General features: G+C 57.7%; 13 protein-coding genes and 1 tRNA gene. 7 read left to right on the top strand and 7 right to left on the bottom strand.

From position 1 onward, the window contains the following. Positions 1-71 precede the first annotated feature (71 nt). The 3 genes from lysA to CKV99_RS06710 are packed head-to-tail and all read right to left on the bottom strand — an operon-like array spanning position 72 to position 4,784. Positions 72-1,400: a diaminopimelate decarboxylase gene (gene lysA / locus CKV99_RS06700; protein ID WP_092257068.1), complete on the bottom strand. Its 1,329-nt coding sequence runs from the start codon at positions 1,398-1,400 to the stop codon at positions 72-74. Positions 1,401-1,403: 3 nt separating this feature from the next. Then, a complete protein-coding gene (gene argS / locus CKV99_RS06705; protein ID WP_092257065.1) occupies positions 1,404-3,056 on the bottom strand; it encodes an arginine--tRNA ligase in 1,653 nt (550 codons plus the stop codon). Between the two features lie 51 nt (positions 3,057-3,107). Then, positions 3,108-4,784, bottom strand: coding sequence for an L-lactate permease (locus CKV99_RS06710; RefSeq protein ID WP_092257062.1), 1,677 nt, complete (start codon positions 4,782-4,784; stop codon positions 3,108-3,110). A gap of 164 nt (positions 4,785-4,948) precedes the next feature. On the opposite strand from CKV99_RS06710, the gene CKV99_RS06715 reads away from it, so the two are divergent. The 5 genes from CKV99_RS06715 to CKV99_RS06735 all read left to right on the top strand — a co-directional run bounded on the left by CKV99_RS06715 (position 4,949) and on the right by CKV99_RS06735 (position 9,911). Next, positions 4,949-5,734, top strand: coding sequence for a (Fe-S)-binding protein (locus tag CKV99_RS06715; RefSeq protein ID WP_092257059.1), 786 nt, complete (start codon positions 4,949-4,951; stop codon positions 5,732-5,734). Continuing rightward, complete coding sequence (locus tag CKV99_RS06720) at positions 5,731-7,317, top strand: LutB/LldF family L-lactate oxidation iron-sulfur protein (RefSeq protein ID WP_092257056.1); 1,587 nt, start codon at positions 5,731-5,733, stop codon at positions 7,315-7,317. The genes CKV99_RS06715 and CKV99_RS06720 overlap by 4 nt, the downstream gene beginning before the upstream one ends. Next, positions 7,310-7,936 carry a LutC/YkgG family protein gene (locus CKV99_RS06725; protein ID WP_092257053.1) on the top strand — a complete coding sequence of 209 codons (627 nt, stop codon included), beginning with the start codon at positions 7,310-7,312 and terminating at the stop codon, positions 7,934-7,936. The genes CKV99_RS06720 and CKV99_RS06725 overlap by 8 nt, the downstream gene beginning before the upstream one ends. Before the next feature lie 135 nt (positions 7,937-8,071). Then, positions 8,072-9,751 carry an alpha/beta fold hydrolase gene (locus tag CKV99_RS06730; protein WP_231910206.1) on the top strand — a complete coding sequence of 560 codons (1,680 nt, stop codon included), beginning with the start codon at positions 8,072-8,074 and terminating at the stop codon, positions 9,749-9,751. An 83-nt stretch (positions 9,752-9,834) separates the two neighbouring features. After that, positions 9,835-9,911, top strand: a tRNA-Arg gene (locus CKV99_RS06735). Positions 9,912-10,014: 103 nt separating this feature from the next. On the opposite strand, the gene CKV99_RS06740 is transcribed toward CKV99_RS06735, so the two are convergent. Together CKV99_RS06740 and CKV99_RS06745 are read right to left on the bottom strand one after the other, a co-directional pair. Then, positions 10,015-10,227 (bottom strand): PspC domain-containing protein, encoded by a 213-nt coding sequence (locus CKV99_RS06740; protein ID WP_092257047.1) that lies wholly within the window; start codon positions 10,225-10,227, stop codon positions 10,015-10,017. 141 nt (positions 10,228-10,368) lie between these two features. After that, positions 10,369-10,878: a MarR family winged helix-turn-helix transcriptional regulator gene (locus CKV99_RS06745; protein WP_092257044.1), complete on the bottom strand. Its 510-nt coding sequence runs from the start codon at positions 10,876-10,878 to the stop codon at positions 10,369-10,371. Between the two features lie 233 nt (positions 10,879-11,111). Between CKV99_RS06745 and CKV99_RS06750 the strand changes: the two genes are divergently transcribed. Further along, positions 11,112-11,654 carry a YceI family protein gene (locus CKV99_RS06750; protein WP_092257041.1) on the top strand — a complete coding sequence of 181 codons (543 nt, stop codon included), beginning with the start codon at positions 11,112-11,114 and terminating at the stop codon, positions 11,652-11,654. Between the two features lie 270 nt (positions 11,655-11,924). Then, positions 11,925-12,467, top strand: a complete 543-nt coding sequence (locus CKV99_RS06755; RefSeq protein ID WP_092257038.1) for a YceI family protein — start codon at positions 11,925-11,927, stop codon at positions 12,465-12,467. Positions 12,468-12,538: 71 nt separating this feature from the next. Here the strand turns inward: CKV99_RS06755 and CKV99_RS06760 are convergent, their stop codons facing one another. Then, a complete protein-coding gene (locus CKV99_RS06760) occupies positions 12,539-15,178 on the bottom strand; it encodes an AAA family ATPase (RefSeq protein WP_092257035.1) in 2,640 nt (879 codons plus the stop codon). 3 nt (positions 15,179-15,181) lie between these two features. Then, positions 15,182-16,345 carry a metallophosphoesterase family protein gene (locus CKV99_RS06765; RefSeq protein ID WP_092257032.1) on the bottom strand — a complete coding sequence of 388 codons (1,164 nt, stop codon included), beginning with the start codon at positions 16,343-16,345 and terminating at the stop codon, positions 15,182-15,184. Between the last annotated feature and the right edge of the window lies 1 nt (position 16,346).

The raw sequence follows: 16,346 nt of genomic DNA on the forward strand, positions 1-16,346 counted from the left end.
GTGTACCTTTAGCCAGAAACCCGCGTCACTTGCGGTAATGATTTTTCACCCGTCACTTCTTCGGTGCCCACTTATGCTTCGCGCGCCAAGAAGTCCTCGATAGTTTCTCGCTTCAGCATCGGGGTGGCGGTACCACCCCGGACACTGACCACCGCGGGGCGCCCAAACCAGTTGTAGTTAGAGCTCATCGCATAACAATAAGCACCCGTATTCGCCACAGCTAGTAAGTCACCAGGGGCGATGTCCGCAGGGTACTGCGCGTCTTTGATGATCAGGTCGCCCGATTCACAGTGGGAACCCACCACTCGTGTGGTGATCGGCTCCTCATCTGCAAAACGGTTGATCAGGCGTGCGTCGTACTGCGCGTCGTAGAGTGCTGGGCGGATATTGTCGCTCATTCCCCCATCTACTGCGATATAGCGGCGCGTGGTGTCATCGTCGACATGCACATCTTTGGTGGTTCCCACTTCGTAGACCGTGACTGCGCACGGCCCTGAAATGGCACGACCCGGCTCCACCACCAGCGTTGGTGTGCTGATACCCAAGTCTTTTGCGCACTCACTGATCGCCTGGAGCATATCGGCTGCCACCGCATCCACGTCGAGTGCGGATTCTTCTTCGGTATACGCGATGCCGTAGCCACCGCCCAGGTCCAGGTACGGCAGAGCCAACTCCAGCTCGGCGTGGATGCGTCGATACAGTTCGAGCACCCGCTCGGCGGCCACGTTAAAGCCTGCTGCGTCGAAGACCTGGGAACCGATATGGCAGTGCAAGCCGGTCAGCTCAAGGTTTTCTGCGTTATTCGCTGCCACGGCTGCCTCCCACGCTGAACCTGACGCCAGCGAAAACCCGAACTTCTGGTCCTCATGGCTGGTGGCGATGAACTCGTGGGTATGCGCCTCCACGCCGGGCTTGACGCGGATCCACACTTCTTGGATTTTGCTTTCTGCACGCGCGATCTTGTCAAGCCGCGCAAGTTCCTGGGCGGAGTCGATCACCACATGCCGCACGCCCTCGCGCACGCAGCTACGCAAGAAGCTGGTGGATTTGTTGTTGCCGTGGGCGGTGATCCGCGCAGCCGGAAACTCAGCAGCCAGCGCGATAAGCAACTCATTTTCACTGGCTACGTCAAGGCTTAAGCCCTCTTCGTCAACCCAACGCGCAATGGTGCGTGTAAGAAAGGCTTTGGACGCGTAGTGCACGTTGTGCGCTCCCCCAAAAGCACGTGCCATATCCCGGCAGCGGCTGCGGAAGTCATCTTCATCCACAACGAAGACGGGGGTGCCGTAGTCTTCGGCGATTTCATCCAAAGGCACTCCGGCAATTGTTACTACGCCGTCTTCTTGGCGGGCAGCGCCGCGTGGCCACACGTGTTTCGGCAAAGAGTTGAAGTCAGTCATGCTTTACATCCGCTCCGGTGCTGTGACGCCCACGAGTGCCAGTGCATTAGCCAAGACCTGGCGAGAGGCAGCTGCCAGCGCCAGGCGCGCCGCATGAATCGGCTGCGCTGTCTCGCCTGCCTTGGGCAAGATCTGGCAGGCGTCGTAGAAGCGGTGGAACACGCCGGCGAGTTCCTCCGCGTAGCGCGCCACGCGGTGTGGTTCCCGCAGCTCGGCAGCGGCCTTAATCACGCCGGGGAATTCGCCCAAGGTACGGATCAAGTCGCCTTCCTTCTCATGGGTCAGCAGGGCAAGGTCTGCACCTTCTGCACTGACGCCGGCTTCATCGGCTTTGCGCTTAATCGAGCACAGGCGCGCATGCCCGTACTGCACGTAGTAGACGGGGTTGTCGCTGGATTGCGAGGCCCACAAGTCCAGGTCAATATCTAGACTTGAGTCCACGCTTGAGCGCACCATGGAGTAGCGTGCTGCGTCTACTCCAATGGCATCGACCAAATCATCGAGGGTGATCACGGTGCCTGCACGTTTGGACATGCGCACAGCCTTGCCATCTTTGACCAGGTTGACCATCTGCCCGATCAGCACTTCCACCTGCATCGGGTCATATCCCAAGGCGGCGGCTGCGGCACGCAGGCGCGCGATGTAGCCGTGGTGGTCCGCGCCGAGCATATAAATAGCAAGAGTATGGCCCCGGTCGAACTTGTCGGCCGCATATGCGATATCGCCAGCGATGTAGGCATGGTTTCCGTCAGACTTAATCACCACGCGGTCTTTATCATCGCCGAAGTTGCTCGAGCGCAGCCACCACGCACCGTCCGCCTCATAGAGGTTGCCGTTACCTTTCAGCGTCGCGATCGCGTTGTCTACCGCACCGGAGTCGAACAGCGAGTTCTCGTGGAAGAACACGTCAAAGTCTGTGCCAAAGTCATGCAGTGATTGCTTGATGTGCTCGAACATCATCTCCACACCCTCGGCCCGGAAAGTTTCCTCAACCTCGGCATCGGTCCCGTCCAGCGCATCAGGACGCTTATCGACGACCGCCTGAGCAATCTCGTTGATATAAGCACCGCCGTAGCCATCTTCCGGCGCAGGTTCACCTTGTGCTGCAGCAACTAAGGAGCGGGCAAAACGGTTGATCTGCTCACCGTGATCGTTGAAGTAGTATTCGCGGGTCACCTCAGCCCCAGCAGCTTCAAGAACACGGCCCAGCGAGTCGCCAACTGCTGCCCACCGGGTTCCACCCAAGTGGATTGGCCCAGTGGGGTTGGCGGAGACAAACTCGAGGTTGATCTTCTGGCCGACATACATGTCTCCATGGCCGAATGTTGCGCCCTTGTTGAGGACCTCTGCCACGATAGAGCCTTGCGCGGCCGCAGCCAGCCGCAGGTTAATAAAACCGGGCCCTGCGACTTCTGCAGAATCGATGCCGGGGTCGTCGTTAAGCTCTTCTGCGAGCCAACCGGCAAGATCACGCGGGTTGGTGCCTGCTTTCTTGGCCACCTGGAGGGCAATATTGGTGGCGTAATCGCCGTGCTCTGGGTTGCGCGGGCGTTCGACGGTTACAGTGTCGGGGACCACACTGGAATCTAAGTGGTGGTTGTCTAAAACGCGCACCGCTGTGTCTTTAATCGTTGCGGCCAAGTCTGCAGGTGTCATGAGGTGAAAGTGTAGTAGAAGCTGCGCTCTTTGAACTCATAGCCCGGCTACTTAGACGACCATCCAGCCAAGGATTGGTGTGGTCTGCAGGAACACCACGATGCCCAGGAATACCAAAAGCCCCAAGGAGACCTTCATGGTCTGCTTCATAATCTCGGATTCCTTGCCCACCAGGCCCACGGTGGCAGCGCCGAGTGCCACCGTTTGTGGTGAGATCATCTTGCCCAGCGTCGCACCACCAGTGTTCGCCGCGACTAGGACGTGTTCCGGCACGCCGATGGTAGCTGCGGTAGTCGCCTGCATCTGTGCGAACAGGGCGTTCGACGAGGTACCAGAACCGGTGACGAATGTGCCCAGCCAACCCAGCACAGGAGAGATCAGCGGGAAGATCGCGCCAGTACCTGCCAGCAGGGCACCGATAGCCGCTGTCTGGCCAGAGAAGTTCATCACATACGCCAGGCCCATCACTGCGGCGATAGTGACATAGGACATCCTCATACGGTTCAGGCCAATGAAGAGCTCGGCGAAACCGGTTCCGATGCCCAGCGAGTAGCGGCCGTTTTCATTGATGAAGGTGTACACCAGCACCGTAATCACGCCACAGAAGAACAAGATGGTGCCTGGGCTAGACAGCCAGTTGAAGTTGAAGATCGGCGAGGTCGACGGCTCTCCTGCTGGGGTGAGCAAACGCTCATACAGCCCTGGCCAGCCGAACTTGATGTCAGTCGATGCCAGTGCCGCCGGAATGTCCACGCCGATGCGCCACAACTTGGTGATAGCAAAGACCACCACAATCAGGATGTATGGGAACAGGGCGAGGAAGCCACGTTGCGCAGTGAGCACCGACCCTGAGGTATCTGCCTGGCTGGCCTGATCTTCTGGGGTGGTGGGTGTCCACACTGCCAGAAAGGCGATACCGGCGACCAGGGAGACCAGCGAGGCCATCACGTCGGTAAGTTCGTAGGCAAAGTAGTTGGACGCGAGGAACTGGCCGCCGCCGAAGGAGATGCCCAGCACGATTGCCATCGGCCAGGCTTGGCGCAGGCCACGCTTCCCGTCCATGATAAGGAGCAGCAGAAACGGCGTGATGAAGGCGGTCAGCCCCACGAGGCGGCCGGCCTGGCCGGCCAGGTCGCTCACATCCAACCCAGCTAGTGAAGCGCCAGTGGTCACCGGAATCGCCATCGCGCCGAAGGCCACCGGTGCAGCATTGGCCACCAGCGTGACCACGATCGCTTTCATCGGCTTCATGCCGATTGCCACCAACATCGACGACACAATTGCTACCGGGGCACCGAAGCCTGCGAGGGCTTCGAGCATGCCGCCGAAGGCGAAACCGATGATCATGGCCTGGATGCGCATGTCTCCTTTACCAATCTTGGAGAAAATCACGCGCATATCTTCGAATCTGCCGGATTTCACGGTGAGGTCATAGATCCACACCGCCATCCAGATGATGTAGACGATGGGAAATAGACCGAAGCAGATTCCTTGGAGCAATGACATGCCGGCCATGTCCCACGGCATGCCAAACGGCAGCACTGCGATGATCAATGCCACCACTACTGAGGCGATCGCCGAGGTGTGGGCTGCCCACTTGAAACCCATTAGGAACAAAAAGAAGGCCGCCAATGGCAGTACTGCCACCAGCGCGGTCCACCCCACCGACCCGGCAACGGCTTCTGTGGATGGCGTGTAAGTGTCTTGTGCAAGCAGCAGTGTGGTCATTGGGGTCCTTCCTTCTCCACCAATCCAATTTCCAGTGGTCAGAAATTTAGCAACATTAATGTGTTCGAATAAGTGCAGGTCACTTCGTCGAAAAGCCGTCAAAAATCCAACTGAATCGTTACAGTGGATAGTACTCCCTTAATTGACCGATAGGAAAGAAAACCGTGAAAGTAGCGTTATTCTCCACCTGCCTCGGCGATGCCCTCTTCCCCGACGCGCACAAGGCCACCGCCGTGATCCTTGCGCGCTTAGGCTACGAGGTAGTCTTCCCCGAGGCCCAAACCTGCTGCGGCCAGATGCACATCAACACTGGCTACCAAGAGCAGGCCGTGCCCATGATCGAAACCTACGTCGATGCTTTTTCGGACCCGTCGATTGATTATGTTGTCGGCGCTTCCGGCTCCTGTGTGGGTGCCGTCCGCGAACAGCACGTGCGTCTTGCAGACCGGTTTGGCACGCGCTCGCTTGTCGACGCAGCCACCACCACCGCCCAGAAGACCTATGACCTCACCGAATTCTTGGTCGACGTGGCACAGACAACTGATCTCGGCGCGTTCTTCCCGCACCGCGTCACCTACCACGCGTCTTGCCACTCCTTGCGCTTCCTCAAGGTGGATCAGCGCCCCTATGGCCTGCTGCGTGCAGTAGAAGGCCTAGAGCTGGTCAATCTGGAAAACTACGAAGAATGCTGCGGTTTTGGCGGCACTTTCTCCATCAAAAACGCGGAAGTCTCAGCAGCAATGGTCAGCGATAAGGTACGCCACATTAAAGACACCGGTGCCGAATATGTCACCGCCGGCGACTCCTCTTGCCTGATGAATATCGCGGGCACTATGTCGCGCCAACACAACGGTATTCGCGCCATCCACATGGCTGAGATCCTGGCATCAACCAAGGAACACCCCTGGACGCCTACCTCGGCTATTTACTCGAAGGAGAAGATGCTGTGAAAATCTCACTTGCCTCCCCCACCATGCCACCGCACGCCCCGCACTCCCCGGGACATTTGCGTGGTGAGAATAAGTTTTACAAGCAGGCTCATATTGAGCTCAACAATGCCACGAAGCGGCGCAACCTGAATAAGGCCACTACCACTATTCGCGCCAAGCGGGCCAACGTTGTCGCTGAGCTTGATGACTGGCAGGATCTGCGACGCGCAGGCTCTACCATCAAGCGTGACGTGGCGGCGCGTCTTCCGGAGTTACTAGAACAGTTCGAAAAGGCCGTGACCTCCCGCGGCGGCCACGTGCACTGGGCGCGTGACTCCAAAGAAGCCGGAGAGATTGTCACCCGCCTGGTCAAGGAGACTGGTGAGAAGCGCGTGGTGAAGATTAAGTCCATGGCCACCCAGGAAATCGCACTGAACGACGTGCTCGATCAGGCCGGCATCTTCGCCCAAGAAACCGACCTAGCTGAGCTGATCGTACAGCTGGGCGAGGACTTCCCTTCACACATTCTGGTCCCGGCGATTCACCGCAACCGCGCCGAGATCCGCGACATCTTCGTGGACAAGATGCCCAACACCGATGACAGCCTTACCTCTCACCCACCTGAGCTAGCCGAATCTGCACGCCAGTACCTGCGCGAGCAGTTCATGCAGGCCAAGGTGGCTATCTCGGGAGTGAACTTTGGGATCGCCGAAACCGGTACTGTCTCCATTGTGGAATCTGAAGGCAATGGCCGCATGTGCCTGACCCTGCCTGAGACCCTGATCTCGGTGATGGGTATTGAGAAACTACTGCCTACGTTCCAAGATTTGGAAGTGTTCCTGCAGCTGCTGCCGCGATCGTCGACAGGCGAGCGGATGAACCCATATACCTCGCTGTGGTCTGGCGTGACCGAAGGCGACGGCCCGAAGAATTTCCACATCGTCTTGCTTGACAATGGACGCACCGCAGCTTTGTCCAACGAGATCGGGCGTGAGGCGTTGAAGTGCATCCGCTGCTCTGCCTGCTTGAATGTGTGCCCGGTCTACGAGCGCGCAGGCGGCCACTCCTACGGTTCGACCTACCCCGGACCAATCGGCGCGATTTTGACCCCGCAATTAACCGGCATGGAGTCCGCTGACGATGTCTCCGCTTCACTGCCGTACGCCTCAAGCCTGTGTGGGCGTTGTGACGAGGTCTGCCCGGTAGAAATTCCCATCACCGATGTGTTGCTGGAGATGCGCCACCAAAAGGTCAAGCACCACCCGCCGAAGATCGAAGCACCAATGTTTAGTGTTCTGACCGGCGTGATGGGCAACTCCCAGGTGTGGAATCGTGTAATGCGTATGGTTTCGCTGGGTCGCGTCTTGGGTGGCTTCAACGGCGTGATTGACAACCTGCCGTTATTCCTTGCCGGTTGGTCCGATGTGCGCGACACCGCCGTGCCACCGAAGCGGTCCTTCCGCCAGTGGTTCGAATCCGACGAAGCGCAACAACTTCTGCGCGATGTCGCGCCGGATGTAGCACCTGACGTCGCTGCCGCTGCACAGAAAGCCACAGAAAGCCACGGAAAGCCACGGAAAGCCGAGGAAGCAGTAAATGACTAGCGCAAAACATGAGATCCTCTCACGCATCCGCAACGCGCAGAAACTTTCGGGCACCCCGGTACATGTTGAGCCGGTACGCGATTACCGCACTTGCTCCGATTACACCCCGAAGCAGCTGCGCGAGTTGCTCGTCGACAGGCTGGTTGATTACAAAGCCCACGTCATCGAAACCAGCGCGGCGAACTTGAAGGCCGACCTGGCTGCTATCCTGGCCGAGCGCGGCTGCAAGAATGTCGTCTACGCTCCCGGGCTTGATAGTTCGCTTTTCGACGACTACTCCGGGGCTGCTGTCGCCGATGACCCACAGCGTGATCCACGAAAGCTCAATGAGGTGGACGCCGTGGTCACCGACTCTCACGTCACCGCCGCCCAAACCGGCACCATCACCTTAGAAGCTGGTGCAACCTGTGGCCGCCGCGCACTAACTTTGGTGCCGGACCGCCACATTGTGATCGTGCGGCCTGAAACCGTGGTATATGGGGTGCCAGAAATGATTGCGCGGCTTGACCCTGTTAAGCCTGCCACCATGATCTCGGGCCCGTCTGCAACCTCCGATATTGAGCTGGTGCGCGTCGAGGGCGTGCACGGCCCGCGCGATTTGATCGTGCTACTGACTTAAGTGTGCTGCTGACCTAAGTCTTAAGTATCGTGCATACAAAACCGCCGGTTGTTTTACCTAAAGTTCCAGGTAAGTCAACCGGCGGTCTTGCTGTCATTGTTTCCCGTGCCGCGTAACACGCGTGCGCTATATAGTATGGAGACCATTCCTGCAATTTCTCTGGAAGGCACCATGCGACTTACCGCTAATTTTCTCAAAAACCGCTTCGGGCGCACGGCTGCAGCCATAGTAGCCAGTACGGCAGTTACTGCTAGCGTGCTTGCTACACCGGCAAGCGCAGCCCCCGATCCGCTCGCCCCACCGATTACTTGGGAAGACTGCCCTGAGGAGGTGAATGTAGCCGATGCCCAGTGCGGCCGTATCAATGTTCCCCGCGACTATGCTGACCCAACCGGCCCTACTATCTCCTTGGGGTTTGTGCGTAACCCAGCAAATAACCCCGCCGCGCGTCGTGGCAGCCTCTTCCTCAATCCCGGTGGCCCTGGTGGTAGCGCCTACGTGTTTGCTGCTAACTCGGAATTTGCGCACCTTCCAGCCGGGATCGTCGACGAGTGGGACGTGATCGGGGTCCAACCCCGCGGGTTGAAAGGTTCCACTCAGATCGCCTGCCACGAGTACACCGGTGAGCCACAGGACCTCGTTGACAGCCTTGTCGCACCGGGAAGCTTGTTCCAGCGGGCCTGCGACTACACCGATCCCGGCTACACCCGAACCATCACTACCAGCAACAACGCTGAAGATTGGGAAATGGTACGCCGGGCCCTCGGCGAGAACACCATCTCTGTACTCGGTTTGTCGTACGGCACCTACCTCGGTTCGGTGTACGCCACACGGTACCCACAGCGCGTGGATAAGCTCGTGCTAGATTCCGCGATGAACCCATACACCATGTGGAATGAGCTGGTTTACGGTCAGCGTGCCGCCATGCAGCGCGCCCTATACGAGTTTTTCGGCTACGCAGCCGTGAACAACCACCAGTACGGTCTGGGCGATACTCCGCTAAAGGTGTACAACAACTGGGCGAAGAAGGTCTTGGCGGAATCCGGCACTACTCCCACCTTGGTTCCACCGCCAGCACAGCCTGGCGACCTGCCCACGGACATCGCGTGGGCGGGCCAAGCAGGCGCAGACGCAATGACCGCCCTCAACGCACCCGGCTCCCAGGTTCAAAGCCTGGCCCACACGGCGATAAATGGTGCGCAGGTAGGTGAGGCCGCCTCCCCTACCTTCCAGGCCACCATACAATCCACGGCGTTGCCCCTGCAGTGGCACGACCTCGCCTTACATATCGCGGGCATCGATCCGATCGAAGAACTCAACCCAAGCTACCTTGAAGAGCAATTAGCCCAGCTCACCGAAGAAGAGCTAAAGGAGACCGCTCTGCAGCAACAGCATGCCGCGATCTACCTCACCCTGGCCACCTGCAACGAGAATGTCACTCCACCCAACTACGCTTTACTCCCCGAATATGTGTGGGGTAAATATGTTTTGAAGAATTCACGAATCCCCTACAACCTGGGTTACGGTGCTGGCGTGAACTGCAATGGTGTTACTCCGGTCCGCGGTGTGGAGCACCTCGATGGCTCCAAGCTGCGCACCCAGCCACTGCAGATTTCCGGCACGCTAGATGCACAAACGCTGTACTCCCAACGCCACGCTCTGGCCAATGCGATGGGAGCGCACATCCTCACCGTGCACGGCCCCGGCCACGGCCACACCGGATTTAACAACCACGCAGTAGATAACATCGTCGTGGAGTACCTGCGTACCGGTAATGTCGGCCCGACCGACGCGCCTGGATTCTTCCAGCAATAACCCGGTGTGTTGGGCTGTTTAGGACTCCCCACACACCCGTGCTAAAGTTTCACCCGTTGGCCCTGATTCAGGGTTGACGGTGAGTCTCCGTAGCTCAGTGGATTAGAGCATCGGTTTCCGGTACCGAAGGTCGCAGGTTCGAATCCTGTCGGGGACACCACTTTTCCACCACCGCTTTTCAAGCTCAGCAACGCGAGTGGCCGAAGATGATCAGTTTTACCAACTGGGCTCCATCTACTCGCTTGAGGCGTGCGTGGAGCCAGTTAGGCCGACGGCATAAGAATCCAGGCCGCGATGTACAGGATTACACCGGAAAAGCCCAGCAAGGTCGCAATGACAAATAGGAGGCGAACCAGGGTGGCATTAATGCCGTAGGTTTCGGCGATACCTCCACACACGCCAGCGATGTAGCGGTCGGTGTGGGAACGCACGAGGCGACGGGAGAAGATGTTGTCGGAATTGTTTGGGGTAGTCATAGCCGGATCCTTTCGGTGGTATGTGGTCTTTTGTTCACTTTCTATTTAAGCTGTGAACTGCAGAAACTACATCGGGGACTACCCTGATTTTGACCCTGATCATGAGGGCAGAAAGCTAGGTTTGCAGCCGAAGCTGCTGGGTTATTTTTTAGGAGGATTCACCTTAAGCGCGCCGGTAAACCCAGGGGTTCCCGGCACATTGTTAACGGCCTGTACCCCATCCATCCAGCGACGAATGTGTGCAACATCTTCGGGGTACATGTGGTCGAAAACTAAACGACGAACGCTTTCGACGTGTTCTGGGGCTGCCTGTTCGAGGCGCCGCCATCCTTCGTCTGTCAGAGAGACCACAACACCGCGGGCGTCTCCGGGGCTTTTCTTCTTGGTCACAAGACCACGACGTTCCATCCTGGTGATCTGGTGAGAGGTGCGCGAGCGGTCCCAGTCAAGATCAGCGCAAAGATCACGCAGGCGCAGCTCACAGTCTTCTGCCTCTGACAGGGCCACTAGCACCGAGAATTCGGAGGTAGAAAGGTCTGATCCGGCCAGAAGAGTCTCATCCATCGCACGGGTAATTTTGCGCGATGTAGCAAGCATTGCGCGCCAGAACTCTTGTTCTTCATCATTGAGCCATCGTGCTTCAGTTGCCATGAAAGACAGAGTACTCCGGCTAAACATTTTTGAAAAATTTTCACGGCCTGACCTGTGGTTTCAAGTTGCACAAATATTAATCTTAATTATTAATTGTCTTGCCAACATGTAGATTTTATAATACACACAGCCATTGCCCCACAGTTCACGTCTACCAGTGGGGCGATGGTTCGGATGGCTCCGGAAACGTTTATCGAGCCACCCTTCATACACACAAATTTAAGGAGCTTTTAATGCAAAACCTGAACGGTACCTTTGATCTCGACCCCTCCCACTCTTCTATCGGTTTTTCCGCCCGCCACGCGATGGTGACCAAGATTCGCGGCAGGTTTAATGAATATGAAAGCGTCATCGTTGTTGATGAGGCGAACCCGGAGAGCAATAAAGCCACCGCGACAATCAAAGTCGATTCCATCGATACTGGTAACGCCGACCGCGACAAGCACGTGAAAGACGGTGACTTCTTCGCGGTAGACCAGTACCCTGAGATCACTTTCACCTCCACCAAGTTCAACCTGGACGATAACGGCGAGGGTACTGTCGAGGGCGACCTGACGATTCGCGGCATCACGAAACCTGTCACCCTGGATGTTGAGGTTTTCGGAGTCGAGGTCGACGCCTTCGGTGCCACCCGTGCAGGCTTCGAGGCTTCGACCAAAATTAATCGCAAAGACTTTGGCATAGACTTCCACGCTCCCCTAAACTCTGGCGGAGTGATGATCTCCGAACAGATTGCCCTCGAGATCGACGGGTCCGCCGTCAAGCGCGAGGCTTAAGGCTTCCCTTTAAAGGCTTCAGGCCCAGAAACTTCAACACCAGAGACTTCAGACCAGGCGCACTACAGATCCGTGGTGCGCCTGGTTTTTCTTTGTTTTTCTTTCCCTTTTCCGCGTTGTACGCTAGTACCCCCACCATGTAGTTGACACATCACCATCACGATGTTAGGGTTGTTGACATCGCACCAAAACGGCGCGGGCGCTGCCGAAGTGCGAAACACCAGACAACGTCAGAACAAGTTTTAAAGACATTCTTTTAGGAGCAATTACATGCAGAATTTGAACGGTACTTTCGATCTAGATCCAGCCCACACCTCTATCGGCTTTACCGCACGTCACGCAATGGTGACCAAGGTGCGCGGTAAGTTCGACGAGTTCGAAGGCGTAATCGTGGTCGACGAGGCCAACCCTGAGAACAACAAGGCTGAGGCAACCATCAAGGCTGCTTCTGTGAACTCTGGTAACGCCGATCGCGACAACCATGTCAAGGGCGATGATTTCTTCGCGGTAGACCAGTACCCAGAGATCAAATTCACCTCCACCAAGTTCAATCTAGACGACAACGGCGAGGGTACTGTCGAGGGCAACCTGACGATTCGCGACACCACCAAACCCGTCACCTTGGACGTTGAGGTATTCGGCGTTGAGGAAGACCCATTCGGCAACACCCGCGCAGGTTTTGAGGCGTCCACCAAGGTTAACCGCAAGGACTTCGGTGTCGACTTCCAAGCTCCTCTGAACTCCGGTGGCGTGCTGGTGTCTGAGCAGGTCACCCTGGAAATCGAGGGCTCCGCGATCAAACGCAACGCCTAATCACGCCCGTTTCTTGCTGCAGCCAAAGGCGGGCTGCAGCCCACCAAAGCAAGGCGACGGTTGTCCATGCGCTACAGCAGTGAACTCTGGGTCTTGAGCTCGTCCATGCTGTACCGGGCGGCAGCAGCCACCGTGTCATAACGCTGCGGGAAGCACGTTAAAATGAAGACCTGGTTATTTTTTCCAACCTGGCTAAACAGTGTGTTCATCAACGCGAGGCGTTGCGGGTCTGTTGCGCCTAACGCATCATCAATGATGACGGGAGCGGCGTGTTCTCCCCCATGACCGGACCCTGCAAGCTCCGCGATCGCGAAACGGGTGAGCACCGCCAACTGTTCTTGGGCGCCACCCGAAAGCTGCTCCAGCTCCACTGTCGCGCCGTTGATGGTGCGCGCTGTCACCTGCAGGAGGTCATCCAGCTCGAAGGAAACGTCGGGGCCGAAGATGACTTCCGCATATTTTGTTAGCGCTTTAGTAAATGGTTCGGAGTACCTCTGGCGTGCCTTGTCGCGATGCTCGTGCATCGTCGAGCGCAACATATCGATCGCCGCCGCACGCCGGTCCGTGCGCTGTTTTTCCCTCTCGAGGGCATCAACGCGGGCCTGGGTTTTATCCACAGCTTCGGCAATACCTTGTGCTTGTTGGATATGGCTGTGCAGCTCAGCCATGCGAATCCCCGCATCACTTGCTCGCTTCTTCAACGTTTCCACCTTGGTACGCGCACCGGCCAGGAGCTGTTCTGCAACGTCCGGGTTCGCCTGGCGCATCGCCGCACTCGCGGTAGCCAGCACCTCCTTGGCCACGTCTTCGGCTTCCCGCGCCTGAATCACACCGGCATCAAGCTGTTCATCGGGAGTCCGTTCACGGGCGAGGTTGAGCTCCTCGGTTGCAACTTTCAGGCTTCGCGCCGCAGCCTCCTGTTTAGCTTCTACAACCTGGAGTGCTGTGTACGCCGTGCGCTCGCTCAACGGTTTTAGCGCGGCGTCTAGCTTATTAAGTTCGGTTGTTGCTGCGGTCTCCTCTTGCTGTGCCTGTTCTACTAATTCAGCAGCAGTCTCGTCGTCAAGCTCGCGCAACTTCGGATCTAACTCGGCCACGCGCTGGGCAAGCCATTTTTCTTCGGCTCGTAGATCGTCCGCGCTGGACTTTCCGACGATCGTTGCGCGCTGACTTCGTGCCTTCTCCAACTGGTCGGCATGGCTGCGGTGCGTGTCTCGCATGGTGCGGACCTGCTCCAGGTCTGCGCAGCCCAGTTCTCCAAGCAGTTCAGCGACTTTCCGTTCCGCCCGCTGGAGTGCCTCACGCCCGTCCTCGGTGCCGGCTGCTGCGTGGTACTGGGCGCTAAACTCGCCGCAACTCACCTCGGTGCCGTCATACATTTCAACTTCAGTAGCACCGTCAAGGTCCACCTCGTGGCCGTCGACAACAATCTGGCCGGAACTCGGCGATGTCACCACCAGTTTTGCCGCCGTAGCGTCGTTTAAGCGGCGCTGCAGCGCTACCTCGTTGGTAGCGTGTTCCACCGCACGCACATCGTCGTCGGTGATGGGGCGCTCGGGGGCAGTATCGCGCAGCCTGCTAACTTCGGTATCGGCCGCTTCAAGCTGGCCTAAAATTTCGCGCACCTCAGATAGCCGCGCAACGTGGCGCACCAGCTCACGGTTCGCATTCGCCTGGCGTAACTGCTCCCGGGCGTGCTGCACGCGTTGATCAGCAGTAGCGCGCGCAGCAGTCAGTTTGTCAAAGGACTCTGCCTCCTGCGCCGCCCGCTCCGCGACGTCAGCTACCTGCGCATCAAACCGTGTCACATCGTCCTGAGCTGCCTTCGCCCGCTGCACCAACTGCGTGCGTTGCTGCTGGTCAGCCACCGCTTGCTGCGCCTCGCGCGTGGCCACAGCTGCGCGTTCCTCGGCACGTTCGGCTGCCTCGCGGGTTTTCTGCGCCGCTGCGAACTCGGTCTCGCGCTCGCGGACCTGCTCCACAGCGGCAGGAAGTTCTGCTTCAGTCTGGTCAATTTCTAGCTTTTTGCGCGCCACCTCGTCCACATATGAGCTCAGTTGTGCAGCCTCAGCTTGCTGGCGCTGCAACTGATCACGCGCCTCTTCCAGATCGCGGTCTCTGTCGTCGCGCGATTTTACTGGCCGGCCCGTCTTGGTGAAGTAGCGCTGGTATTCCGCCTCTATCCGCTCCATCAGCTCCGTGTCCTCGGTACCGGCCAGGGTCTCGTCGCTGCCTGCATCGAGAGCACGTGTCATGGACGGAATGCCTACTGCATTGATACCGGCTGGCAGTTCATCCTGCCGCATAAAAAGCGTATCGACGAGGTCTGCGTCCATATTCTCTGCCACGATCTCGGCTAGCTTGGTGTCTGCCTCACGCCCGGTGAAATTCCTCTGAAAGGGGCTGAGCACGGTCAGTTCACTCAGCGCCTTGGAAAACCACCTCTTGCGGATTTTCAGGCGGTATTGCCCGATCGTCGCATCCAGCTTTACTTCGGGCGATGCGTCGCGGTGTACGGGCCGAAGCGGCCTGGTAGATTTGTTTTTTGCGTTGTGGTTTTCGGTGAGCACAACCCGGAAGGCATCCATGATGGTAGATTTTCCGGCCTCATTGTCACCATGGATCACTATCACCCCAGTTTCTGGGAGCTCTGTGAGTTCTAGGTATTCGATGCCGCGGACGTTGTCTAAGCGCAGGGAATGGATCAACATGATTTAAGCCTCCTGGCTGAGTCGGAAAAGCAGGTTCACAGCATCACGGGCAGTATCACGCGTGGTAGCGCTTATATCCCCACCGTGGCTCGAGGCCACCTCGACGAGCTGCGTCATCGCACCGCGAGCAAACCCTTGTAACGGTAGGGCTTCTAACTCATCGTCGCCGGGCTCTAAGTGCAGGTCCATCAAGCGAGTGCGCTCATAGAGGGCAGCAAAGATTGGTTCACGCTGCGCCAGCCCTTTCTCTAACGCCCGCGTTGCCGCCAACCCGAGGGTGCCCGCAATCGAGTACTTAATTACAGTGCGATCTTTGGCCTGATACCCGTCAAGGTGAGCCAAGAAATCCTCCACGTCGTGCTCGTCTGCCATCTCCGCATGCAGCGCCTCGAAGGCCCACTGCCCGGTGCTGACTTCCTCCACCTCACAGTCGCCGCCACTGGTGAGGGTAACAACTAGTGCGTTGCCAGAATTTATTTCACCACCGGCTACACCTGGGTACCGGTCATGAAAGTCTGTGACTTCTGGCGAGCCGGAAAACCATACCCGCCCACTGCTGCCCAAGGATATGGTGGAGTGAGTGTCTCCTAGTGCCACATAATTAATCACGCCTGCATCTAAGGCGCGCTCGACATTGTCTAAATCGATCAGGTCCGCCGCCGCATCGGAAGAATATGCCTCAACCTGGCCATGTCCGACTAAAACCCGCACATTATTGGTGGGCTCTAAACCTCGTAGCGCCTTGGCCACTAAATCCTCCGTGGCATGTTTCGCCGTCAGCGGTGCCCCCACAACCTCCACACCTTCGCGCACCACCACCGGTGTGCTATCAGCCAAAACAGTCACATTATCTAAGTCTTCAGTGTGGCTAAAAATAGAGTCCGCCACCAAGGGGTCATGATTACCAGGAAGCAAAAACACTGGCACAGGAAGGCGACCGAAGACTTCCAAAGCGCGGCCCACAGTCCGCCGGTTTAAAGAATTGTGTTCAAATACATCGCCCGCTACAACGATAAACTCGGCGTCACGCTCACTAGCGAGCGTGCCTAAGCGTTCCACGGCATGCAATCGTGCGGCGTCGAAACGCGACTGCGCATCCGGGTCAAGGAAGTTGCGGGTCATACCCAACTGCAGGTCTGAACTGTGAATAAACGTTACTTGCGCCATG

Source organism: Corynebacterium cystitidis (assembly GCF_900187295.1).
Lineage (GTDB): Bacteria > Actinomycetota > Actinomycetes > Mycobacteriales > Mycobacteriaceae > Corynebacterium > Corynebacterium cystitidis.